This is a genomic window from Vibrio sp. Vb1554 (assembly GCF_033344235.1).
In genome coordinates this window covers 1-25,818 of the sequence record NZ_JAWPOJ010000009.1, presented here as the reverse complement: position 1 = coordinate 25,818, position 25,818 = coordinate 1, and the positions used below count along the sequence as shown (strand labels likewise).

At 43.1% G+C, this 25,818-nt stretch carries 20 protein-coding genes; 7 read left to right on the top strand and 13 right to left on the bottom strand.

The features are described from left to right. Positions 1-34: 34 nt before the first annotated feature. The 5 genes from R8N28_RS09610 (at position 35) to R8N28_RS09590 (ending at position 6,664) form a co-directional block, all read left to right on the top strand. Entirely contained in the window at positions 35-1,378 is a 1,344-nt protein-coding gene (locus tag R8N28_RS09610; RefSeq protein WP_065274507.1) for a sodium/glutamate symporter, read from the top strand. A 204-nt stretch (positions 1,379-1,582) separates the two neighbouring features. Then, positions 1,583-2,074 carry a prepilin-type N-terminal cleavage/methylation domain-containing protein gene (locus R8N28_RS09605; RefSeq protein WP_065274506.1) on the top strand — a complete coding sequence of 164 codons (492 nt, stop codon included), beginning with the start codon at positions 1,583-1,585 and terminating at the stop codon, positions 2,072-2,074. A 271-nt stretch (positions 2,075-2,345) separates the two neighbouring features. Beyond that, positions 2,346-4,085 (top strand): ABC transporter transmembrane domain-containing protein, encoded by a 1,740-nt coding sequence (locus R8N28_RS09600; RefSeq protein ID WP_065274505.1) that lies wholly within the window; start codon positions 2,346-2,348, stop codon positions 4,083-4,085. A gap of 3 nt (positions 4,086-4,088) precedes the next feature. Beyond that, positions 4,089-5,864: an ABC transporter transmembrane domain-containing protein gene (locus R8N28_RS09595; protein ID WP_065274504.1), complete on the top strand. Its 1,776-nt coding sequence runs from the start codon at positions 4,089-4,091 to the stop codon at positions 5,862-5,864. A gap of 251 nt (positions 5,865-6,115) precedes the next feature. After that, entirely contained in the window at positions 6,116-6,664 is a 549-nt protein-coding gene (locus R8N28_RS09590) for a hypothetical protein (RefSeq protein WP_005377712.1), read from the top strand. Positions 6,665-6,706: 42 nt separating this feature from the next. Here the strand turns inward: R8N28_RS09590 and R8N28_RS09585 are convergent, their stop codons facing one another. The 8 genes from R8N28_RS09585 to R8N28_RS09550 form a co-directional block, all read right to left on the bottom strand. Continuing rightward, on the bottom strand, positions 6,707-8,929 hold the full coding sequence (locus tag R8N28_RS09585) for a TonB-dependent siderophore receptor (protein ID WP_318183350.1): 2,223 nt from the start codon (positions 8,927-8,929) through the stop codon (positions 6,707-6,709). Between the two features lie 200 nt (positions 8,930-9,129). Continuing rightward, complete coding sequence (gene fhuB / locus R8N28_RS09580; RefSeq protein WP_065274502.1) at positions 9,130-11,106, bottom strand: Fe(3+)-hydroxamate ABC transporter permease FhuB; 1,977 nt, start codon at positions 11,104-11,106, stop codon at positions 9,130-9,132. Beyond that, a complete protein-coding gene (locus R8N28_RS09575) occupies positions 11,103-11,987 on the bottom strand; it encodes an iron-siderophore ABC transporter substrate-binding protein (protein ID WP_005377718.1) in 885 nt (294 codons plus the stop codon). Before R8N28_RS09575 ends, fhuB begins: the two co-directional genes overlap by 4 nt. Before the next feature lie 11 nt (positions 11,988-11,998). Next, positions 11,999-12,763 carry an ABC transporter ATP-binding protein gene (locus R8N28_RS09570; RefSeq protein ID WP_005377721.1) on the bottom strand — a complete coding sequence of 255 codons (765 nt, stop codon included), beginning with the start codon at positions 12,761-12,763 and terminating at the stop codon, positions 11,999-12,001. Positions 12,764-13,087: 324 nt separating this feature from the next. Next, entirely contained in the window at positions 13,088-13,306 is a 219-nt protein-coding gene (locus R8N28_RS09565; RefSeq protein ID WP_005377723.1) for a hypothetical protein, read from the bottom strand. A gap of 87 nt (positions 13,307-13,393) precedes the next feature. Then, a complete protein-coding gene (locus R8N28_RS09560) occupies positions 13,394-14,518 on the bottom strand; it encodes an HD-GYP domain-containing protein (protein ID WP_053303104.1) in 1,125 nt (374 codons plus the stop codon). Positions 14,519-14,792: 274 nt separating this feature from the next. Further along, the gene (locus R8N28_RS09555) at positions 14,793-15,998 is read right to left on the bottom strand and encodes an aromatic amino acid transport family protein (protein WP_033905238.1); all 1,206 of its coding nucleotides are present in this window, start codon (positions 15,996-15,998) and stop codon (positions 14,793-14,795) included. A gap of 161 nt (positions 15,999-16,159) precedes the next feature. Next, positions 16,160-17,353, bottom strand: a complete 1,194-nt coding sequence (locus R8N28_RS09550; RefSeq protein ID WP_065274501.1) for an iron-containing alcohol dehydrogenase — start codon at positions 17,351-17,353, stop codon at positions 16,160-16,162. 629 nt (positions 17,354-17,982) lie between these two features. Here R8N28_RS09550 and R8N28_RS09545 point away from each other — a divergent pair. Then, entirely contained in the window at positions 17,983-19,248 is a 1,266-nt protein-coding gene (locus R8N28_RS09545; RefSeq protein WP_065274500.1) for an HD domain-containing phosphohydrolase, read from the top strand. A 54-nt stretch (positions 19,249-19,302) separates the two neighbouring features. Here the strand turns inward: R8N28_RS09545 and R8N28_RS09540 are convergent, their stop codons facing one another. Further along, positions 19,303-19,905, bottom strand: a complete 603-nt coding sequence (locus tag R8N28_RS09540) for a 2OG-Fe(II) oxygenase (RefSeq protein ID WP_065274499.1) — start codon at positions 19,903-19,905, stop codon at positions 19,303-19,305. A 160-nt stretch (positions 19,906-20,065) separates the two neighbouring features. Beyond that, positions 20,066-20,836 carry a TerC family protein gene (locus R8N28_RS09535; protein ID WP_065274498.1) on the bottom strand — a complete coding sequence of 257 codons (771 nt, stop codon included), beginning with the start codon at positions 20,834-20,836 and terminating at the stop codon, positions 20,066-20,068. A 411-nt stretch (positions 20,837-21,247) separates the two neighbouring features. Here R8N28_RS09535 and R8N28_RS09530 point away from each other — a divergent pair, with 411 nt between their 5' ends. Then, complete coding sequence (locus R8N28_RS09530) at positions 21,248-22,186, top strand: LysR family transcriptional regulator (protein ID WP_005377737.1); 939 nt, start codon at positions 21,248-21,250, stop codon at positions 22,184-22,186. Positions 22,187-22,205: 19 nt separating this feature from the next. Here the strand turns inward: R8N28_RS09530 and R8N28_RS09525 are convergent, their stop codons facing one another. From R8N28_RS09525 to R8N28_RS09515, 3 genes are all read right to left on the bottom strand, one after another. Then, positions 22,206-23,087, bottom strand: coding sequence for a YjjW family glycine radical enzyme activase (locus tag R8N28_RS09525; protein ID WP_065274497.1), 882 nt, complete (start codon positions 23,085-23,087; stop codon positions 22,206-22,208). 22 nt (positions 23,088-23,109) lie between these two features. After that, on the bottom strand, positions 23,110-24,654 hold the full coding sequence (locus tag R8N28_RS09520; protein WP_065274496.1) for a YjjI family glycine radical enzyme: 1,545 nt from the start codon (positions 24,652-24,654) through the stop codon (positions 23,110-23,112). Positions 24,655-24,865: 211 nt separating this feature from the next. Next, positions 24,866-25,489, bottom strand: a complete 624-nt coding sequence (locus R8N28_RS09515; RefSeq protein WP_005377741.1) for a LysE family translocator — start codon at positions 25,487-25,489, stop codon at positions 24,866-24,868. Between the last annotated feature and the right edge of the window lie 329 nt (positions 25,490-25,818).

Here is a 25,818-nt window from a genome sequence, read left to right as displayed (position 1 = left end):
CGCTACCCCTTGACTGCATTTACTGGAGGATAAGATGCCTAAAGGTCTAATGCTGACTGACTTAGCCATCGCTGGCTTACTATTGATTTTGGCAAAAGTCATTCGCGTTCACGCGCCATTACTACAGCGTATGTACATTCCATCGGCGGTTCTCGCAGGATTATTCGGTCTAATTTTTGGACCAGCCCTGTTAGACGTACTGCCTTGGACCGATACGTTTACCGCTAACGCAAGCCTATTAACTGCTGCACTTTTTTCTGCGTTAGGTCTGGCAACGGATGTTCCATCACCTAAAGCCGTCGCACAGCGTGCTGGCTCATTGTGGGCGTTTAACCAAATCGCTTCTGTTTCTCAGTGGTTGTTTGCGGCAATGTTTGGTCTAGTTCTCACAACCTTCTTCTGGCCAGAGATTAATCCCGGCTTTGGTGTGACAATGTCTGCGGGTTTTATGGGCGGACATGGCTCTGCATCTGTTGTTGGTGAAATCTTCACGGGGCTTGGCTGGGAAGATGGCTTCACACTTGGCTTAACGTTCGCAACCGTGGGTATTTTCATTTCAATTTCTGTCGGCATGCTCATGCTGCAATTCGCATTGAAGATGGGTTGGATTCGTAGCTTTACGACATTCGATAGCATGGATGAACACGAACGCAAGGGGCTCGTTAAGCCTGATGATCAAGAGCCGGTAATGAAAGACACCATGTCTTCCCTGTCGGTTGATTCTTTTGCGATTCACGCGGCGTTGGTTGTAGTGGTAACGGCTTTCTCTTATGTCGCCGCCAACTATTTGTCTTCTTTCCACGATAAGGTACAAATCCCTACGTTCGTAACTGGCTTCCTTGGCGGCATGCTTGTGCGAATCATCGCGAAACAAACCAAAGCTTCACGCTATCTTTGTGACGGTGCATTCAAACACGCTGCGGGCATCAGTACCGATTATTTGATTATCTTTGGTATCTCAGCCATCAAGATTACCGTCTTAGCCCAGTATTTAATGCCGATGGTAGTGCTTGCAATCGGCGGTATCGCCTTCACACTATGGCTAATCTTCTGGGTTGCCCCACGTATCATGGGCGAAGATTGGTTCGAGAAAGGCATTTTCTCTTGGGGTTGGTTAACCGGTACGGTTGCCATGGGTATTGCGTTACTTCGTATTGTTGATCCCAAAATGCGTAGCAAAGTACTTGATGATTACGCCATCGCTTATGTCCCTGGCTCAATCACTGACATCTTCATCATCTCTTTGATGCCAATCGCGATGTATAACGGCATGCACTGGCAAGCGCTTGGTGTAGGATTAGGTTACATCGCAATTGTCTTATTTATTTGGCGATTCATTTTTAAACGTAACCGCAGTGCTCTGACACACGAATCTTAGTCGCTTTACTCGGGAGGATTTTATCCTCTCGAGTTCACTCCTTGGTTTTTATCAAAATCACTCCTCATCTCGAAAATAAGCAACTTGTTTTATATTTGAGATTTGCAATCCCGATCTCTTACTATCATTCTTTTTTAATACTTGACCTGAAAGTTTCTATATCAGAATAGTCGCCTATTCGTTTCTAAAACATGGAGAAAGGCTGTGCGTCGCTCTCAAGGATTTACTCTTATTGAACTCATTGTGTGCATCATCATTCTTGGTATTATAAGCGTCGTTGCATTTCCTAAATTTCTTGGCTTACAAAAAGATGCCAGAGTGGCGGTTCTATATGGAGCCAGAGAAGCACTCATGACCGCCAACAACTTTGTCTACACCAAAGCAGTGATTCAATCTCAAGAGACAGTAGATGGCGGCATACAATATAACATTGATCTAGATAATGACGGCCATAACGACCTAATTGGTTACTTTGGATTTATCAAAAATGTTATTCCAGCAAAAGAGCTAGCAGGCTTTGATCCGCAACTCACTATTAACACTTGGTATGGGGTAGATAGCCCAGACGAGCCCTACTTCCTTATTGGTTTTGCAAACAAGCCTGTTGGTCCAGAACATATGTGTTATGTCGAAGTTTACTACCCAGAAACTCCTGGTGGCCAAGTGAAATACAAAATACAAACTGACGATTGCTAATTCCCATATAGAGTGGCAGTAACACTTTTACTTTTGGTGTCTTCATCGTTATTGCAAGGTCATGGCTCCAAAACCACCATTAACAACTATTTCACATAATGTCGTCGCACAGTTAGCTCATAGAGATAAAACCAGTAATTTGCGCCGACACATGGCTATAATTGAAACAATCTATCGTTTTTAAACCCGCCTATAACTTGTGCTTGTAAACTCATCATTTCGCTCAATAATAGTTCTATAACAAATTCAATAATTTAAAGCGGGAGGCGTAATGAGAATATTCTGGCAGCTACGTTGGTATTTCCAACAAAAGTGGAGGCACTATGTCGGATCCATTCTGCTTTTCGCTGTGATATCAGCACTACAGCTTGTTCCGCCCAAAGCAGTTGGCATCATCGTTGATGGCGTCGTAGACAACACTTTAGATACAAATACGCTGATTCTATGGCTCTCAGGGTTAACTGTACTGATCTTTACCATTTATGGGTGTCGCATCTTATGGCGAATTTGGCTTTTCGGCGCAAGCTGGGAGCTCGGGACCATTCTACGTAACCGTCTATATAGGCATTTATCGACACAGCCACCTCGTTTTTTTGAACGTTACAAGACGGGGGATCTGATGGCTCGTGGCACTAATGATGTGCGTAATATCGTTATGACAGCCGGCGAAGGGGTTTTAACCGCCGCAGACTCTTTGATCACTGGTATTGCGGTTTTAATCATTATGGTAACGCAAGTAAGCTGGAAGCTCACCGTAATGGCGCTTCTTCCAATGCCATTTCTTGCCATCATCATCTTCTTTATTGTGCGTATCCTACATCAACGCTTTCGTGTCGCTCAGGAAGCCTTTTCTACCATGTCAGACATGACACAAGAGTCACTTAATGGCGTGCGAATGCTGCGTGCTTTCGGATTAGAAAACCAAGAGCAGCAACGTTTTGAAGAGGTTGTGGATGATACTGGCGAAAAGAACATCGCTGTCGCAAGAGTCGATGCTAGATTTGACCCGGCAATTCAGTTAACCATCGGTCTTTCTTTCCTTCTTAGTGTCGCTGCTGGTGCTTACCTTGTTGATAAAGGTGAGATCACGCTTGGTGATCTGACCGCATTTACGATGTATTTAGGGTTGATGATATGGCCGATGCTGGCATTCGCATTCCTATTTAACATTTTAGAAAGAGGCTCTGCTGCATGGAACCGATTACAAGAGATCTTTGATGAAAAGCCAGAAATTATCAGTGGCAATAAGCCAATAGAAAATAAACCACTTCCGTTAAAAATTGATATCGACGATTTCCATTGGTCTAGTGATTTACCGCCCGCTTTGACGGAAGTAAACATCGAACTGGAACCCGGAAAAATGTTGGGAGTTGCAGGGCCGGTAGGAAGCGGAAAATCGACCCTGTTAACACTACTTTTGCGTCAACATGATTTAGAAAACGGCTCAATTAAATTCGGTGATGTCGAGATCAAGGATGCCCTACTTCCACAGTGGCGAAACCGCTTTGCTGTCGTTAACCAAAGTCCGTTTCTATTCTCCAAATCTATCTTCGACAATATTGCCTTAGGCAACCCTAATGCAGAGAAAGAAGAAGTCTATAGAGCAGCAAAGTTAGCCTGTATACATGACGATATTGAGAAGTTTCCTGAAGGCTACCAAACAGAAGTTGGTGAAAAAGGCATTACACTCTCCGGCGGGCAAAAACAACGTATTGCGATAGCACGCGCTATGCTGCTGAATGCCCAAGTGTTGGTTTTGGACGATGCACTTTCCGCTGTTGATGGACGGACCGAACATCAAATCCTTAAGAATTTGGAAACACACTACCGTGATCAAGCCCTAATCGTTATTGCACACCGCCTCACCGCATTGGAAGCAGCAGACGAGATCATTGTCTTGAATCACGGCCACATTACTGAACGTGGGCAACATAGCGCTTTATTAGCGCATCAGGGATGGTACGCCGAAATGTTCGAGTACCAAAAACTAGAACAGGCGATGGAGGAATAATGAATGAACCAGACCAGCACGTTTAAACGGTTAATGTCTTACCCATTATCTCAACCAAAGCCAATGACTAAAGGACTCGCCTTGCTGTTTATTGCAGCGTTAGCTAGCGCCGGCGGCCCTTGGTTGATTCAATATTTCATTGATGAGCACATCGCTAAAGGTGACTATTCACAAAATGTTCTGATTTCGCTAGCAGTAGGTTATATCGCTCTTCAGATCGTATCGGCAACATTCCAGTATTTTCAGTCATTGCAATTTAGCATTGTCGCGGCTAACACGATCAAAGCGATTCGTAAGCAAGTATTTTCTGGCGTGATTAAGCAGCCGTTATCTGCGTTTGATTACACTCCTGCTGGAAAATTGGTGTCGCGAATCACCAACGATACGGAATCTTTACAGCAATTTTATGAGCTTTTGATCGCGACCGTGGTGAAAAACGTGGTCATGATTGTCGTAATGCTTGGCGTTATGTTTTTCATGAGTTGGAAGCTCACACTCGTTGTGCTTGCATTGCTGCCGATCGTCATCGGCTTTATGTACTTGTTTAAGCAACTAAGTACAGAAAGCTACCGAAAGATGCGTGACCTATTGACCGATATAAATGCGAATCTAAGTGAATCCATTCAAGGGATGAGTGTCATTCAATTAATGCAACAAGAAGAGCGTTTTAATAAACAGTTCAACGAGCTAACCGCAGAGCATCTGGTGGCATCTAAAAGAGTGATTCGGCTAAACGGCTATCTGCTAAGACCATTAATGGACTTGCTCGCTGGTCTTGCGTTGCTTTGCTTGGTTGCGATCTTTGGTTTTAATGGTATTGAGTTGATTGGTGTGGGGGTACTGTATGCATTTATCAGTTATCTTGCGCGAGTTACTGAACCACTAATTGAGATGACTCAGCAACTTGCTCTACTTCAGCAGGCGTTAGTATCAAGCGAACGTGTTTTTGAATTGATTGATGCGAAAGAACAAACTTACGGGGACGATCATCAACCATTAAGGTCAGGTGCTATCGAACTTAAAGACCTCACATTTAGCTACGATGGTAAACAGGACGTATTAAAAGACATTTCGTTGAAGGCCAACCACCAAGACTTTATCGCGCTTGTCGGGCATACAGGAAGCGGTAAAAGCACATTAGCGTCACTGTTAATGGGCTTTTATCCAACGCAATGTGGTGAACTGCTCATAGATGGTCGTCCACTTAAAACATTAGGGAAAGACGTACTTCGCAAAGATGTGGCAATGGTCCAACAAGATCCACATATTCTCCCTGCTTCAGTCAGAGAAAACATCTCTCTCAGTCGGGCGGTTGATGACAATCAAATATGGGATGCGTTAGACAAGATAGGTTTGGCAGAACAAATTCATCGTTACCCTAACGGACTAGACACGCAGTTAGGTCAAGGCGAAACTAATTTATCTGCGGGTCAGAAACAGCTTTTGGCGTTAGCACGTGTGCTTGTGGTAAAACCTAAGATATTGATATTAGATGAAGCAACCGCAAATATTGACTCAGGAACAGAGGCTTTAATCCAAAAGAGCTTGGCGGTACTCAGACAAGACATGACGCTCGTTGTTATTGCTCATCGGCTTTCAACTATCCTAGATGCAGACCAAATCATTGTTCTTCATCATGGGGAGTTAGTCGAAAAAGGCACACACAAAGCACTCTTAACGCAAAATGGTCGTTATGCTCAAATGTATCAGTTACAGCAAGCAAACCGACATCTACAACAGATTGAAGAAGACACCAAGCAACTCGAAGAAGCGGTGTGATTTTATGCCCGTGCCTTCTTTTTATTTAGTCGGCCTGGGCATAATTCGTGTAACTTCAAAATTTAACCTTGTTAGCTTCCAATTTCTTCATAATGTGAACTAATTTTCTATTTCTTACCTATTATTGACATAACCCCTCGCTATATCACGCAAGGTCGTTGTAAAATCGTACGGTACTTAAGTCTACTGCCTGTGGCATTGGGCTGAATTCCGCTTTCTAATTATGCACATTAATCTCATGACACAAGTCCATGGACAAAGATAAGTTTACTAACATCTATCGCTTGCCTGGTTCGATTCAAATTCGTATCGGTAAATGGCAAAAGACGTTCCGCGGCACCTCTGATTTAGTTTTACATCAGGCGCTAATGGAGCGTAATAAGCAATTTAAGAAGCCAGACTTTTTACCTAAAGGCTGGTGTGTCACTCCTATTGATGAAAACGACATTACCATTACGCATCACGGTAAATATATCCAAACCGTTATGCGCACAATGCTGGACAGAAAGGTCTCATACAAGCGACTGTTCCTATCTCGGATGAGTCTCGAAGATGGTGAAAAAGTGCTCCACAATTACAAGCTGGAGTGGGTAAGAAAACATAACCAGATCGCCAAAAAGTACAATCAAATTAAAAAGAAACAATATATGAACTTTGCAAGAGAAGAAGAGGAAACCCTCTACCCTTCGATTCCAAAGGGTGAGTTTGACAAAACATTATGGAACAAACTTGTCGTATCATCGTTTGGTCCGCAGAAAAAGTACAAAAACCCGCACTTTGTCCGTAAAGCCGATTTCTAAATAAACACCCCTAAAGTTAGGGGTGTTTATTTATACGTTAACTCACCAGTCGTAAGTTAAACTTGCAATAACATTTTGTCGGTCGCCATACCAACAAAAGCCATCACATGTCGCTATGTACTTTTTATCCGCGATGTTTTTAGCTGCGACTTGTAACTTGTAATCGCCGATTCGATAACTGACCGTCGCATCCATTAAGAAATAACTTGGTACTTTTAGTCTCTCTTCATTGTCTCCGTATGACTCACCTGTATAGCGCGCGCCTAAGCCAACAGCAAAGCCATCAAGAGGTCCATCAAAGAAACGATAATGTGCCCAAGCTGATGATACGGTATTCGCCACTTGGGAAGGTGTTTTGCCAACCCATGCCTTATTGATGTCTTCTTTTATCTCTGCATCAACGTACGCAATGTTCCCGATCAATGTTAAGGATGGTGTCACATTAGCTACAGCTTCAAACTCAACGCCGTTATTTTCTATTTTTCCTATTTGCGTTAATTCACTCAAGTAGATACGAGCCAAGTTTTCTTTTGTTGCCCGATACGTTGCAATATTGAAATAACCATCAAATGAATCCGGTTGGTATTTCATACCGATTTCAAATTGATCACCGATTTCAGGCTTCGCTGGCTTACCATTGCTGTCTTCTTGAATAATTGGATCAAAGTACTGAGAGTAACTAAAGTATGGCGTGAAGCCAGAATCAGAAATATAAGCCGTTCCCACGCTAAACGTCCACTCTCCATTATCGACTTTCGAGCGAGCACCCGTGGTAACATTATGTACTTCATTACTTGTATCGTCGTAACGTGCGCCCAATAACATCGCCCATTTATCGTTGATCAGCATATGATCTTGAAAGTAGACGCCGAGCTGCTGATTATCGATTTTCGTTCTTTGCTTATCGGTTTCGCTCAATGGTTGTAGCGTATTCGGATCGAGTAACATTATGTTATCCGAATAAGTAGGATTAAATACATTAAACCTAGGATCGGGCAAAGCTCCCATTGGTGTGTTTAATAATGCATTACCATTAGCAACGATAGGGTCATTGGCAAAATCTTTACCATCGATACTGATCATTTGAAAATCTATGCCCAACATCAAGTTATGCTCAACACTTCCCCAATTTACTTGGTGCATCAAACGATTATCGATATTAAAAGCATCAGATGACCCATCTTCTGTTGAAGCACCCCGAAGTATGGTTTTGCGTTCATTTGATGGGTCCAAAACCGGCCCCAACGCAGGCACATCAGCCGAGTAAACGTACGAATACATTTGTCTTAGCTTAACATCCATTTCGCTGTAACGAGCTGCTTGAATAAATGAAGTGGTATCATTAAATGCATGAGAAAACTCATAGCCTAAAGACACCTGCTCACGCTCAAACGTCTCCCAGTTAGGATTGCCTATCGCTAAACTATCACTGATCTTTCCATTTTTGTTTGGCGTTAACGTTCCTTCAACTGGCAAAAATTGCAGATAAGGATCTGAGTCGTCTTTTTGATAGCTCGTTAGAAAGGTAATTTCAGACGCCTCATTAAATTTGTACGTCATCGATGGAGAGAGAAGAATGCGCTCTGCTTCTACCCCACTAATTCTCGTCCCATTTTTTCTCGCTAACCCTTGAAAGCGGAAAGCTAGCTGCTCACTCACCTCAGAGTTTACGTCAAGAGAAAGTTGTTTACGGTCTTCAGAACCGTACTCCAAAGATACAAGTCCTGACCCCCCATCAAATTGAGGTCGCTTACTGACAACATTGATGACCCCACCAGGAGGGTTTTGCCCATAAAGAACAGACGCTGCACCACGTAAAACTTCAACCCTCTCTAACGCAAACGGATCTATTTGCCAACTATAGAAGCCAGAAGAATATAAACGGGTACCATCTTGATACAACCCACTGTTCGCCTGTTTAAAACCACGAATAATAAACCAATCTTGCTTGTTATCTTCGCCGAAATAATTAGTTTGAATGCTTGGTGTGTACTGTAGTGCGTCAGAAATGCTAATAGAGGCACGATCATCCATTTGCTCTCGCGTAACAACAGACACCGCTCTTGGAGTCTCATTGATAGCAATATCAGTTTTCGTCGCTGCCCGACTCTTCGCTCCGAGATAACTAAAATCAGGACCAACTGCACTGTCTTGCTGCTGTCCAATCACAACTATATTTTCATCTTCCTGAGCCAAGACATTTGGCGTTGATAAAGCTAATACAACCGCCATCGACGTTGGTGTCAGCATAAACTGCCGAGTCATATTCTTCTCCTTTTTGTCGGCAGCCAAACCAACCCTTCATGACTTCAGCGACCGCTGAAAGAAAAGCGAGTTACGGCATCGCCAGTTGTTTCCGTAAAAGACAAACCAGAGGTTTTGCATAAAGCACTCGCATAGGTTACGAATGCCACTACGAGTGCTTATTTGTATAAGTACTTTCTTGGTTGAGGCTTAGCTCATTTCTATAAGCGGCGTAAACCCCACATTAAATACAAACCGCCAATGAGAGACGCCATAAGCCCTGTTGGTATTTCTTGCGGGTAAAGGATCTGTCGTCCCAACCAATCAGCCAACAACATCACCCCTGCCCCCAGTATCGCGGCGCATAACATGTGTTGTGACGCTTTGTTAAAACCAAATAAGCGAGCTAAATGCGGAGCCAACAACCCAACAAAGCTAATCGGGCCAACAACCAATGTCGCACTGACCGTGAGACAAGCAACTAAAAGAAGCAGTATTGCGCGTGAACGATCAACTCGAATTCCAAGTGCTTTAGAGGAAGCGGCACCGACAGGAAGAATATCTAGCCATCTTACGCAGAGAAAACTCAACCCTATAAAGACAAGCGCAGATAAAGACAATGGGAGTAACGTTTCAACCGAAACATAGTAGGTAGACCCAGACAACCAAGCCAATGCTTGATAACTTCTTGGGTCACCAGTGGCTAGAATAAAGCTCTGTATTGCATTCATCAGTGCGGTTATTGCAATACCAGTCAACAAAATACGCTCCGGCTGAAAGCCTGACTTACGGTTTAGCAGCACAATGACTAATACCGTCGCTAATGCGCCTACGAGCCCGCCTAGAGAAAGAGTGAAAATTGACGAACCAAACCCAGTAAACATCGCGATGATCAATCCCATCGCTGTCCCTGAACTGATACCGATCACTTCAGGACTTGCCATTGGGTTTCCACTTAGGCGTTGAATCATGGTTCCAGCAATCGCTAACATTGCCCCCGCAATTGCTGCTGCAAATAATCTAGGTGCGCGCCATTCCAAAAAAATCCAATTTTGGCTAGCAAATAAATTTGTCCACCCTTCATTTTGCACAGCAACCGTGGCAAAAAGAACAACAGAAATTAACGTGCCGATCAACGCCAATGAGATCGCTTTAGGGTTTAGCCTGTAAACATGTTGACGGTGTCGAGTTAACACTGTTTGAGTATGGCTCTGCGTCTTTTGTGATAAGCGAGGTAACAGCCATAACAGTAGCGGAGCGCCCAGTGCAGCGGTTGCTGCTCCCGTTGGTATAAAACTCGCCATTAGCCCCGGCAGTTGCTGAATAACCAAATCGGTTAAAGTCAATAACATGGCACCAATCAGCATTGATACCCAAAGCTTATGCTGGATTTTATTGATACCTATCAATCGAGTAATCGCTGGCGCCGCTAACCCGATGAAACCGATGATTCCTACGGCAGAAACCACCCAAGAAGTGATTAACACCGCAAGCCCAAGACAGACAAAACGCAACTTAGCTAGCGAGACACCTAAACTCTTGGCACCTTGCTCGGAGAGTTCCAACAGACTTAACGGCTTTGCAATCACAAACGCAACGACCGTAGCAAGTGCGATTCGAGGGGCAAGATACGAGAAATCTCCCCATCCACTCTGAACAAGCGAACCGGCTCCCCATATCATTAACCCATTCAGCTTTTCGGTATTCATCATCAGAATAACCGTACTTAATGATGCAAAGTACAGGTTTATCACTAACCCAGAAACGACGACAACCGTTGGAGATAACGCTCGTCGCCATGACAACAGCATCACCAACCCCATCGATATCACACCGCCGATGAGAGCAACCAAATTAGGCGCGATATCCAACATCCAAGGTGCGAATAGCGTAGCTAACATCAAAGCAAAACTTGAACCGCTCGCCACACCAAGTGTCGTGGGTGAAGCGAGAGGGTTACGCAGCACTTGCTGCATCAATACCCCAGCAACCGCTAATCCAGCACCAGATATAATCGTGGTGAAGACTCGAGGCCACCAGCTAAAGTGAAGTAAAACAGAATCGATAGATTGAAAGTTAGGCTCCCATAAACTGCTTAGAGCCAACGAAAATGAGCTTACTTGGTACAATTGGAAAGCACCAATAGAAAAGGTAAATGCCGAAAGTAACACCACAAAGCTTAAAGGCATCGTTTTCATTGTGTTAACTCCTCGACCTTACTCGCCGTAACTAACTCTGCGAAACGGAGGGCTGAAGGCATAGAACCAAAACTCCAAACGGGCGCGACTTGCATGACCTTTTCACCAGATTGTTGAACAACATATTGCCAAAATGGGTCTTGAGAGAGCTGCTCCGCTCCACCATAAGGTAATGGCTCTACGATAACGATTTGAGCTTTTATGCCAGCTAACTTGTCGATGCCAACTAGGCTGAAGCCCCAGCTATTCGTCTTTTCATTCCATGCATTACTCAGCCCAATCTTTTCGATAGCCTGGGAGTAAAGACTATTTTGACCAAAAACACGTACGTGCTTTGTATCCATAAACTGAATCATTAGAAGTGGCGGCTGGCCTTTATTTATACGCTGTTTTAATAAAGACAAACGTTTTTCATATTGTTGGATAAGCGCCTCTGCTTCCGCCTCTCTTCCCAGCTCTTCACCAAACCTCCGAGTGAAACTGGTAAGTACCGACCAATCCGTAATCCCGCTTTCATATAAGTCAATCGTGGTAACGGGGGCAATATCGACTAAGCGATGCTTCATTGAGGAGAAGTACGGGGCAATAAAAATACGGTCAGGTCTGAGCTCGTAAATACGCTCTATATTGGGTTGAGTTCTTAACCCTACATCCTTAGTTTGAGGTGGTAACGGTGGCGATTTTACCCAAGCATCGTAATCTTGCCCTTGAGCAACGCCTACAGGTACGACCCCTAAAGCCAACATCGTTTCAGTTTGTGTCCAATCAACCGACATCACCCGAGGTGATGCGTCAGCTAGTGCTTGAAAAGAACTGACCAAAAGCGCACTAAGTGAGAGAGCGAAAGAGAAATGTTTAAGTCGAGTGTTTGTACTGCTCATTATTCCAACCTTTAGCTTGGCATCGCCACCGGATAACCCGCGGGGTGGTCAGAGATCATCATCTCTATCCCATATATGTCCCTCAACTTAGGTTCAGTAAACACCTGTTCAACATTGCCTTGTGCAATCAAATCACCTTGATGTAATGCAACGATGTAGTCGCAAAATCGTGCAGCCAAGTTGATGTCGTGTAATACGATAATAACGCCCAAACCCAGTTCTTGACTGAGTTTAGAGATAAGCTTCAACATATCGACTTGATGGCTGATATCTAGCGCAGACAAAGGCTCATCAAGAAGCAAATACTCGGTTTTTTGGGCTAACAGCATAGCTAGCCACACACGTTGACGCTCTCCTCCAGATAACGTGTCCACTAAGCGATCTGCGTATTTTAGTGTGCCTGTCATCGCCATTGCTTCTTCAACAATGTCGTGATCTTTCTTACTCAAACGTCCAAGTAAACCATGCCATGGATAACGACCAAAACCGACTAAATCTCGACCTAAAATACTGTCGGTCACTGGAAGATGCTGAGGCAAGTAGGCAATGTGTTGGGCAAACTTTTTCGCTGAGAGATCGTTAATGCTCGTTCCATGCAGAACCACGTCACCAGCGGTGTATGGCTGTTGCTGTGCCAGCAACTTTAACAATGTGGATTTTCCTGAACCATTGTGTCCAACAAGAGCGTATGTTTTTCCGGGTTCAAATGTCACATCAAACGCTTTTAGCAATGACTTGCCTTCAATCTCAAACTGGAGTGCTTTAGCTTCCAACATCCCTACTTCACCTAATAGCCATTTACGAATAACAGTTATTCAGAGCTCTCATTCGTTGATCACGTTTGCCGTTCTTATTCAACAGAACGATTAATAAGGGAGGTTTTATATAACAACAAAGATACAAATGCAAACCGTTGTCATTATCATTACATCAACAAGATCATTGAGAGAATTGCTAAGTGTTAGTGATAATTTGCTCTGCTGAACTTCATTAGTAAATTATAGGCAGGTCAACGAGAGCAGCGGTCTCCCACTGCTCTCGCATAAATTTGAACGAATACTGCAGCGTATGAAGAAATGAAAAATGCCGCAGTGAATACATTAATGACGAGCGTCAGCGCCAAACTCTACTTCTTTATAGATATCGGCCAGCGACTTTTTACCTTGTTTGTCTTTGGCTGAACGCTTTTTCTTAGTTTGATAATGGTATTCTTGCTCCTGAAGTGCTTGTTCGTGCTCTTTTGCTGACTCAACAAACTCAGGATTTGCAAGTGCTTGTTGGCGTAAGCGGTTTACTCTTTCAAGGGTTTCCCACAACATACTTCACCTCCAAACTTATTACTGTATATAAAAACAGTATTGTTTAAATATTCCTCCTCGTCAACATTTCAACTTTGTTACTGCTCTTCACATTAACCCCAAGCCTGTATAGTGCTCGGGATATTTGTGGATGATTTGCTTTATATAACCTTGATGCTCTCGCAGAGCATCAACACATTCTCGAGATAACCATCCCTGATATACCCATTTTTCAAGTTCTAACAATGCGTATGGGATGGACCACGCTTGTCTGTACGGATGGTGCGTCGTCATAAAATCAAAGGCATTCGCGACAGCCGTAATTTGCGCGGCGATTGGTATATCATCATTGGTTAAACCATAAGGATAACCAGTGCCATTTAAGTTTTCGTACTGATAAGTAACCATCTGCAAAAACAAAGTCACACTCGGGTGAACCGGATTTCCGATACGGGCAACTATGTCATCCGCTGAATCGATACAACGCTCAATATGTTGAATCAATATCGCCTCTTGTTCTTGAGAGTAATTTGTTCGGCGGCTAGCAATTTCAACTGGCAGCTGACTATCACCGAGCGCATGGAACTGAGCAAAAATACCAATATCTTCGACCATTTCGTCATTCAGGTGATAACGATCCGCTAACTGCGTTGCGATAATTTGACTGTAGTACTTCATGCGTTTGGTATGCGCGTAATACTCAGGTGAATATCCTGGCATCATACATTGCATTCGGTTCGCTAGCGTTTCTATCGCATTGACTACTTGAGTTTCTGATTCAACCGCAAATCGAATCATTTCGAAATAAGGTTTAAGACCATTCAGCGCTTCTAAACTAAACGCATCACGTTGAGTGGAGTTCAAAAATACAAAACCAGTAAAAGCTTTATTGTCATAACAAGGAATAGCAGCCGACGACTGATATCCGTGTTTGAGTAAAATTTGAACCCGAGGACAGTGCTTAATATCATGAAGGTCTTCGACGATACGAGGAACCGCGTTTTTAGAGGCAATATTGAGGTGGTGGAGTTTACGGAATGCTGATTCGTGATGGGCTAAACACCAAGTGTCGAACTCACTTTCTGCAAATGATTTGAGCACATCTTGGTCTGGGTGATATTTTGCAAATGACACCCTATCAATACATGGCAAGTGCGCCTGCATCCTGCCTTTTAGCGTTTGCAGTTGCTCGTTAAGCGGTTTTGCAAACGGGTAAAAACTCCGGTGCGCCATGCTTCACCTCCACACCAAAGCAGAGAAACAAGAAAAGCTCATTGTGTTGCAAATTCAATGGTATTTTGAGCGGTTTTCTCCACTTAAATTATCGATATACCACAACTTAAGTGTACGAAATAAAAGCACATTTCTACCAATTTTTTCACCGGATATCTTACGGTAATTTGATCCAGATTAAAAAAGCCAACGAGCGAAACTCGTTGGCCTAACAATACTGATTGATTACGATGGATTCAGTAACTAGAAGTTATTCAAAGAACGTTCTAAACAACTAGCCTAGAGCAGGAAGAACACCCAGCGTAATTAACACCTGAGCGAATACGATGCCAGTGCCAGCGATGCCCGTTATCACTAACGCACCTTGACCACCTGCGACGCGGTACTCCCCAGTAAAATCATCCGATTTACGAACCTTGATCACCATAACCAAAGGCAAAAAGATGGCTAAAATCGCTAAGGCAATCGCTGCATAGCCCAAAGCCATAATAAAGCCTTGAGGATAGAAAAGTGCGAAGCCTAGCGGTGGAGTAAACGTCACTAGTGCCGCAATCAAACGATTAGGCTTATCGTTACTTCCTTTGATGGTATCACCCAAAAATTCGAATAGACCCAAACTCACGCCAAGGAACGATGTCAACAATGCCAAGTCAGCAAACACACCAACAATGCTACCCAAATTTGATTGGTGTACTGTCTGAGATAGTTGACCAATCAGTGCGCTCAACCCTCCGTTCTCAACAAGCGTACTTTGGCTAACCACACCCAACGTCACGATTTGCCAAAAGATATAAATAACGAGTGGAATCGTCGAACCAATAATAACGGCTTTGCGTAAAGAAGAAGTGTCACCGTCTAAGTAATTCACAATTGCAGGTATACTTCCGTGGAAACCAAACGAAGTAAAGATCACCGGAATCGCCGCTACAACAAGGCCTTGTTCGATTGGCATACTTAACAAGTAAGATTCCGTAACGTTTGGAGCAAGAAAAGAAAGCACCGCAACCATCGCAATGAGCTTCATCGCGAACAGAACTCGGTTTACTTTATCGACCGTACCGGTACCCACTGTCACAACTAAAGTCACAATCAAGGTAAAGATTATCGTTGATGTAGGCCCTGAAATATCGAGGTCAAACCATTGTGCAAGGCGGTCTCCGAACTGAGCACCACCGCCAGCGATATACGCTGCACATAATGAGTAGAAAAGAAACAACATCGCAAAACTTGCCACCCACTTGCCTTTTTGACCTAGGATCTGTTTCGCCAAAGTATGAAGTGTAGCACTACTCTCCGCATGTTGATGAAGCTCAAGCATAAGCAAGGCAGTGAAAGCCATCAGAGCCCATAAGCCTAGCATGATGATAATAGAAGTTGAAAAACCAATGCCGGCAGAGGCAAGTGGAAGCGCTAGCATACCAGCGCCTATTGTAGTGCCCGCAATAATTAGCGTACTACCGAATACTTTAGAACGACTCATTGTATATTAATCTTTACACTTTATTAGAAATTATCAGTATTAGATCGGGCAACGGCGGACCGAAACCAACACCATATTTGTATTTCCGTCGATATTGTAGGATCTTTAGCAGAAGATCAAGCAAAGTGTAAGGATAAAAAACCACACATGTAAACTATAATTTACACCTTACTGATATTTAACAATAACTGTGTGCATTCTTCCCTGTTCATGAACTTGGGAACAGGGTAATTCCAGTGCGCCTCTTTCAGAATTAAATCAACAAGCGCATCAGCATCTTCACGTTGAATGAGCGCACTGGTTTGCTCAATATCAATAGTTGAAAACAAGGACTCCAGATTCGCCAAAAAATGCTGAGCACTTGCGTTACCTAACTGCCCCTCGGCCGTCAACTCATCGAGCTTTCTTAGTTGAGGCTCAATCTCTGATAATGAAAAGCGCAGCACAGGCAACAAGGCTAATCCGTTTGCCATACCATGAGGTATTCCATATCTCGCACCGAATGTGTGAGCAAAGGCATGAACATAACCCAAACTCGCTTTGGTAAATGCTAAACCCGCGTAATAGGATGCCATAGCCATTTTATGACGAGCTTCGACATCATCCCCTTGCATCACAGCCTTAGGAAGATATTTAAAAATGAGTTTAATAGCGGCAACCGAATAAGCCATCGTTTCTTGAGTAGCGTTTTTCGATACATAGGCCTCAATAGCATGGGTTAATGCATCAACGCCAGTATCAGCCGTGATCTTAGGAGGTAAACCAATCATTAAATTCGCATCTAAAGCTGCCATTAGTGGCACCAACTTTGGATCCATTAAAGGGGTTTTAATGTGTGAGGAGGGATCTGACACGACCGCAGCGATAGTAACTTCACTTCCGGTTCCAGCCGTTGTTGGAATAGCAAAAAGCGGCGCTGGCATTCGCCATACCTTCAATAGTCCAGCTAATTTTTTTATTGGCCGTTTATTGGTAACTTTCGCAGCGATGACTTTTGCACAATCCATTGCAGAGCCGCCACCCAAAGCTAATATGCCCTCACAATGAAAACGATGATAAGCCTCTAGACCGCTCTCTACCTGATCATAGGTAGGATCGGGCTTAACTTGCGAGAAAACATCTAACTGTAAATCGAGTTTTGCTGCAGCCTCAAGCACCTTATCTACAATACCGACTTGGACTAACCCTTCGTCGGTAACTAACAAAACGCGTTTAAATCCCAGCTCGGTCATCGATTCTAATAGCTCATTCATCGAACCAGGGCCGGAAAACAAGGTTGGTCTCGGCATAGGAAGGATAAGGGCTGCTATTTTTAACCCTGCGGTGTAAGTCCGATATAAACGATGCTTCAACATACGAAATCCTTTTCATTTAGAGCTATCATTCTAGCTACTTTTACCACCTATGCTTACTTTGCAATCACACATTTTCAATAAACTTATCTCACCAAAAAGGCTAACATCGCTGGGAAGCCGTACCATTTTATTATCTTTCCTCAACAACATGAGCTACAGAGAAAATATTTTCAACGACGCTCTATTGTCATGTTGTTAACAAGCTGCTTTACCTAATACTCTGTTAGTTACAGAGCAAGCCTCGAAGAAGTCTTCTTATTTTTTGCCTTCAAGAACAACAATATAAATTCTGTTAATCACACATCAATACCGTGTGTCTCTGGTTGAGCCCGAACACGATTTACAAAAATAAAAATAAGAATGCGTTACATCATGATTTATTGTCGTTTTCAAATAAGTCAACAAGAGCAACAATAATCTTTCAAAACTTATACTTAGTTCAAATATCTGACTCTTAACCATGAGCTTCAGGTGATATTATTATGCAACTAGGATTATTATCCCGCCCATAATCAAAACTATGTCTAAACGCCCACCTTTTTGGGGTCTATTCGCTGTCGTACCCAATTTTTCCTATCACCTTCTGATTTGGGTTTAGCGTGGGCTAATTAGCAATGTCGGTATAAACCATGAATCATTCTTGCCATTCCCATACGGACATGGGCTTTGAAGTCGATCTGAAACAAGCACTTATCTGGGTTGCTCGAGCACTCGACTATGTAGGTGTTGATGATACGCACCATAACCATCGTGTCGCTTACATCGCTTACCAATGTGCTCGGGTCATGAACTGGGAACCAGAAAAAGCGGAGTTTTGCTACTTCGCAGGGATGATCCACGATTGTGGGGTCTCCGAAACACAAGAACATAAAATGTTACTTGAGGAGTTGGTGCCACAAGATGTAAAAACACATTGCTTAAGAGGATACCGAAGCCTCAAGCAGTGTCGTTTGTTGCGTCAGTTTGCTACACCTGTTCTTTACCACCATACACATTGGAGTGAACTAAAATATCTTGATTTACCGCCTTTTGAAAAAGAGGTCGCTGCCCTACTCTATTTAGCCGACCGTCTCGATTTTATGCGTTCCAAATACGTCATGAACTGCCACTGTGACATTGTCACACTTCATGAAGAACTAATTGCAGAATGCATCATGGCAAACGCTGGAACTTTGTTTAATCCAGACATGGCTAAGGCAATGGTTAGGCTCGTTATGACCGACGCATTTTGGTTCGCGATGGAGTCTGAAAATATAGAAACCATCGGATTAAACTTTAAAAGCATTGATTGGCTTCAAAAACAGCTCACCATCCAAGATATGAATAGTTTGGGCATGTTTATCGCTCGAATTGTTGACGCAAAAAGCCCATTTACTTATCAACATTCGCAAAAAGTGGCGGAGTTATCTCGGTATCTAGCCATCAAGCTTGGGTTCTGTGAGCACGACCAAGAGATGTTATTTATTGCTGGGTTGGTGCATGATATCGGAAAGTTAAAAACACCAGATGAGATTCTTCATAAAGAAGGCTCTCTTAATAAACAAGAGTATACGCGTATTAAACGCCATACAATTGATACTCAGCTCGCATTACACAAAGTGTTTCCCAACGCTAAAATAGCGGAGTGGGCCTCTAATCATCACGAGCGTTTGGACGGTTCTGGCTATCCTTATCATAAAACAAGAGACGAACTCGATGTACCATCGCGTATTGTCGCGGTTGCCGATGTTTTTCAAGCTCTGTCTCAGGACCGTCCCTACCGAGGACGAATGGCTCAAGCACAAATCGCCGCGATTATGGGCGAGCAAGTCGCTAAACAAGAACTTTGTTCTGACGTCTATGCAGTGCTAGAGCGAAACATGACCGAGTGTTACGAGCTATCAACTAATGTTTAATCGATAAAGGGCGTATCTACGCCCTTTGCTGATTTTGTGCAGGTTGCAAACCAATCATTTTGCAATATCAAGTACATTGTCTCGCACACCATTGATTCTGAACCAACCTGCAATGCTGAACCGCTCTGCGTTGGTCGGTAAAACCTCATGCGGGAATTGCTCAGATAAGAATAAAAGTAAGCGTCCTGATTGAGGAGGGATGGTTGCTATCTTATTATCATTTAGATCGTAAACCACCAATTCACCTGCATCCTTTTCCGTCCAAGATTCGTTCATGTAAAAAACGGTTGTCAATCGACGGTTTTCATTGCCCTTAAAACAATCTAGATGCTTTTGGTAGAAATCCCCTTCCTCGTACTTGGCAAAGTGAGCTTCATACTCAAAAAGTCCCAGAAACAAGTGACGGTTCACTTCTTGGCGTATTTCTTCCATCTTATCTAAGTAAGAAGTAACCGCGTACCCCATATTGGGCGATAACCATTGAATTTTGTCACTTCGAATTGACTCAATACGAGTCACATCGTCATTACGACCAATACGCGCTTTTTTCCAGTTACTTGGAATGCAGTCTCGCAATTGATCCACTTCTTGTTCAGAAAGAAAATCATCCCAGATGTAGTAACCATGGGTTGCTAACGCATCGATCATTTTATTCATTATTGTCGTTCACTCATATTAGTTGGGCGGTCTATATAAAAAATCTTCAACCCCACAACAAATGCGATTTTTTGTCGAAACGACAACAAAATAAAAAGAGAGTAAAAATAGGTGATGACGAATATAAAAATGCCGCTCATATGAGCGGCAATATCTTTTATTATTGACGAGCTTCTAATCTGGTTGGATGAACTCGCAACGGACTAAGACGTTTAATAGTCGGGCGTTGTTTGTTTTTTAACTGGATATGACAAAGTTCCAGAATTAAGCCGAATGCCATCGCAAAGTACACATAACCTTTGTTGATATGAATTTCGAAGCCTTCTGCCATCAATAAACCACCTAACAAAACGAGGAATAACAAAGCAAGTGTCTTAAAACCAGGGTAACACGACACCAGGTTATTGATTTTTTCGGCTGTCATGACCATCACGATAGCTGACGAAACAATCGCTGCGACCATAAGTGGGACATCACTTGTCAAACCAACGGCGGTTATCACCGAGTCCATCGAGAATACAGCATCCACGGCAACAATCTGCAACAGAACTACCGCTAAACCAGTACGGGCGTGAGTTGAGTGAGCCGACTCGTTGTGATTTAACCAACTCCACAACTCTTTCAGGCTTTTAGCCAAGAGGAATGCACCACCCGCAATCATGATAACGTCTCTTCCGGTAAACGCATGGTTCGCCAAAGAAAATAGCGGTTGAGTCAGTTGCATGATCCAAGAGATTGAAAACACTAAACCAATACGAGCAATAACAGCAAGACCAATACCAAGGTTTCTTGCCAGCTTACGTTGGTGCAGCGGCAGTCTTTCACATAAGACAGAGATAAAAACGACGTTATCAACGCCTAAGACAACTTCAAGCGTAAACAAAGTGGCGAAAATAGCCCAAGCTTCTGGTTGCATAAAAAGTTCTAGCATGAGCATGTCTCCAATAATAAGAAGACATATGGTGAAGGGTTTTGTCGACTAAAGGGGTCGTCCATTAATTATTTATACCTTTGTTACTGAGGGATCATGAGTAAATCACCAAACAATCAACAAAACAATATCTATTTTAATTAACAAGGAACAAGTTTAATTCGTGTACAAATCAATCAACTCCTCCAAATTGATTAAAATTACATAGAAGCTTTAGAATTGAATAAATGAAAGCATTAAAGTCCAACAAAACTAAGATAAATTTCTAGACTTATAAGCACCATCAACCCTTATGCAACCCATTAAATGCATTGAGCTCAAAGAGAAACAGGCGTGTTTCCGAGATAAACAATAGTAAAAATTTGTTTCATGCTGATATACTGCCAAAAATCATAAGAAACCATGCTATTTATGGACTACATTGCTCTTTCGCGTATAAGCCTTAAACATCTAACTGTTTTACATATGTTGTTAACCACTCACAGCGTCACACTTGCGGCAGAACGCTTGTGTGTAACACCATCGAGCGTCAGTAAAACGCTCGGACAGTTGCGCGAAACGCTAAAGGATGACCTTTTTTATCGTGATGGCACTCGCTTAGTGCCGACAGCATTTGCGCTGCATATAGGCCCATCAATCCATGGCATACTCTCCAGTATGAATGGGTTATTACATCAAGGCTCTTTTAATCCGGCTTACTATCAAGGTAGTTTTTCATTAGCAATGCGTGAAAGTTCGTTTGAGCTCTTTGCGCCAGTTCTACAGCATCTGTCCCAACAACTGAGCAATCACGCGCACTTGAATGTCCATGCGAAAGAGGAAATGAGCTTCGATGCATTAGCAAGAGGTCAAGTGGATTTTTTGTTGCTTCCTCACGATCTCAGCCAACCACCCACACAAAATAAAGACTTGGTCTGGAAAACCATTTTGAAAGACGAAATGGTTTGCTTAATGAGAGCATCGAACCCACTCGCTGAGCAACCCCTATCTGTTGAAAGTTACCTTTGTGCAAGACACATCGGTATTCATGATAAAGATCTGTCACAACCTTATTTTGAGCAAAATCTCACCCAAAGGCATTCAAAGCGAAACTTGGCCATGCGTGTAGCCGACTTTGGTTCAGCTGCGGTGATGTGTCAGCACTCGGATTACTTGTTCACATGCTCCAAGCTTTGGGCAAGAGCGGCAATGCAAGCAAAAGGTTTGGTTGAACAAGCTCTTCCATTCGATTACGGGCAAGTTGCCTACAGCCTCGTTTGGAACAAAGCGAGCTTAAACGATCCCGCTTTAAAATGGTTACAGCAACAATTACTCGACGCCTGCGCCATGTTAGATGCCTGTGATGCGTAAGCATAGATAAACAACGGTACTACGTGAGTACTGTCGGCACTGTGATAGGGTTACTCACGTAGCATCGAAGCTCTGATTTTAAGCGTTCGATATCATGATGAGAGCACATATCCCAAGTTAACGCCTCCCCCACTACTCCGTGATGCTGAAAGGCATTTAAACGGATAAGCACCGATTCAGGAAGAGTACTCAAGTAACGTCCAATTGCTACGATTTCTATATCTAAATCACTTTTTTGGGGAATATGCAGTAAGCGGACCTCGTACAATTTTTCGTGCTCAACAAGGTATTGAAGGGTTTTAAATACACGATGATTATCACGCCCAGTTAGCCACTGATGCGCCTCCGTCTGCCACGCTTTCAAATCGATCATTGCGCCATCCAGAAAAGGTAGAATACGCTGCCAACCAGCAACCGCTAAAGAACCGTTACTGTCGATGAAACAAGAGAGGTGCCGTAATTCAGGATCTTGTTTTATCCCTTTAAACAGCTCAATAATGAAAGGAAGTTGTAAGGTAGATTCCCCACCGGATACAGTAACACCACTGATGAAAAAGCGATGTTTGCGTATCAAATCGAGCATTGTTACTACAGAGTAGTCAGTAATTTTTGGATTAGATTGGTTCTGACATATCTCTATACAATGATCGCAGTGGGTGCACTCCTCTTTAAGCCAAACAACGTTGTTGTTTTCGTCGAACTTCAATGCGCCTGCTGAACATTCACTCACACACTCACCACAATGATTACAATGGTTTATCGTGTGAGGATTGTGGCAGTTCAAACACTGATAGTTACAACCCTGTAGAAAGATGACTAGACGATTTCCTGGCCCATCAACACAAGAGAAAGGAAGGATATGAGTGACTTTTGCCAAAAGGCTTCCACTTCGTCTAGACATCTTGTTCTTTCCTAAACCGAACTTATGCCTGCGTGTAAGTCGGTGTTACTTCATGACTCACCACACGTGGCGAGCGTTCTAAAATTTTGGTATTTTTTGCTGCTTCTGCACCTAGAAACGTCGTGTTGGTTCTCGAACCTTCTTTATCATATTTCGCGACATCTGAAAGTTTGATCATGTAGCCTGTCACGCGAATTAAGTCATTTGAAGTGACATTCGCGGTAAACTCACGATAACCAGCATTTAGTGCCCCTTTACATAAATTGAACATCGCTTCTGGGTTAGATTTCACCGTTTCATCAATCGTCAAAATATCGCTGATACCCGCACGATAATACTGATGATGCTTCGCCGTTGCTTGTACATAAGTGACAGGATCTGGCTCTGCACCATAAGGCAGACGTACACCTGGCGTAACATCATGATCTAAGCTAATGCCGCCTTGTGCATGTAAGAGCGCTTTGCCATCTAAACCATATTTCACCGGGGTTGAGTCCACCAGCTTAGCCAGTGTTGCTGAAACATCATGAGCAAAAGTATTTGCTCGATCATTTTTTCCGTATCGCCCTATTTGCCCTTCTTTTTCAAATAGAAGGTTTACCGCTTCGGCCATGCCATAAACGCCATACATTGGCGCGAAATAGGACTCTTTTATCAACCCTTCTTGCGTCAAAAAGCCTTGAAAGAAGTTCGATTTTTCATGCAAGTGCGTGCTTCTTGCGTTTATGAGCTCGACCATTAATCGATGGTAAGAAGGCAACGCACTGTTTAAGAAGTCGTTACAGTCTGATGCTCGTTTTGCAACTTCTTTTAAATTCATTCGCACCAATGTGTTCGAGCCACCTGCTAATGGAAGCGAGTTGTAGCAACTTACAATACCAAAGCGTGAGCCGTTGTAGGCTTTCGCGTGCATTGGGTAATTGGCAATATGCGGTTTACTGCATTCACAAATGTTCTGTGTCGCTTGACGAAGTAAGTCATCAGGCGTAACTGTCTCGTCGTACATAAAGGTGAGATTCGGTGCGATCTGCTTGAGCTCCGCATCTACTTTTAAAACAGTGCGACAAATAATGTTGTCTGTCGGTCCGACATTCACATGCATAAACGCATCTGGCAATGTGCGATCCAGCATGATCCAAAAATGTTTTAACTTTTTGTAAATCTGGCTCTCTGTTAGGTCGCCTATGTAAGGCAACAAGACATCATCTAACTGACCTAAGTAAACCGGAATGTTCGTTACCGAAGGAACATGATGGTAAATGATGGTAAGCATATTCAGCGCATCATCGAAATCATCAGCCGGAGACAACTCTAAATAGTCTGAGCCTTGCGATAGAAATTTAGCGTAATCAGGCAACACGTAGCGAGGTTTAAACGGTGCATGACCTTCAAACATATCGCAGATGATGCCTTCATCCATTGCTTGTCTCAGTGATGAAGATACGGTCATGTAAGGAATGCACGCTTCCGCCTCTAAAGCTAAAAAACTCGACTTCTGTTTTGGAGAAAGACGGACGTCGGTCGCGATATCTAGAAAACGTTGTTGTAGTTTAGAAAGGCTTGTCATCTAAGATATTCCTACAAAGTAACCACAAGCCCACAAGACAAAATACGAGCTCTACCCCTAAAGAGTAACGTGATTTTACTCCTGCTTGGCTGTTGCCACTAATGAAAATAAACAAAACGCCTATTTCCATTCTGGAAATAAGACAAAGCTAAATTAGCGCATTCCAACTTACTATATGGGAAACCTAACTGCGTACCGAAGTCTGTCTTATTTATCGGTTTGCCGTCGACAACATCACGCCTGCACCAATAAATACTCCACCAGTCAAACGATTAAACAACTTCGCTCTTCCAGCGACAAACAACCAATCGGAGGCTTTTACCCCTAACAATGCATAAAATGTTAGCCAGCTAAGCTCAAAAACCACAAATGTAGACGCGAAAATCGCGTATTGAGCCAGTAGCGGTGCGGAAGGTTCAATGAATTGAGGAAACAAAGCGGTGAAAAAGACTATCGCTTTGGGGTTACTAGCGCCAACAATGAAACCACTAGTAAACGCGCTGAACGCTGTCGCGGAACTTTGAGTCGTTGCCGTTTTATTAAAATCTGTCTGAGATGAGCGCAACGCTTGAATACCTAACCAGATTAAATAAGCGGCACCACACCATTTGATAATATTAAAAACTAACTCAGATGAAGCAATGACAACTCCCAGCCCGGTAAATGAGAGCGTAAGGATGATCGTAATCGCAGACAAACTGCCAAGTGCAGTCATGAAAGCAATACGAAACCCACTACTCACTCCTTTACTTAAACACAACAGTGAGCTTGGTCCTGGTGAAGCTGTGAGCACGAGAATGGCAAGAGTGTAAAAAATCCATGTATCTATTTGCATTGGCATCCCTTCCAGCAAAATGAGGTTTATAGCCCATTGTGTATAGAACTATTTTATCGCCCGGTTTCTATCCATGAAGCCGAGGTCTTAATCACCATCTTGCATCTAAATAACTTAGAAAAAATTAATAGATAGTTATGCAAATAAAATACGATCTACATGCAAGGATGTAAAGCCTGTTGTATAAGCTTATCTATTTCTCTTAATCATAAAAAGGCTTAGGATCGATCTCTAACGATGAAGGCGCGATCGCAGGGAAAATTCATGACGGCCATTGATTTTTAAGAGTTTTTATTTTTACGATTCTACCTAAGAGAAAAAATAGTCTG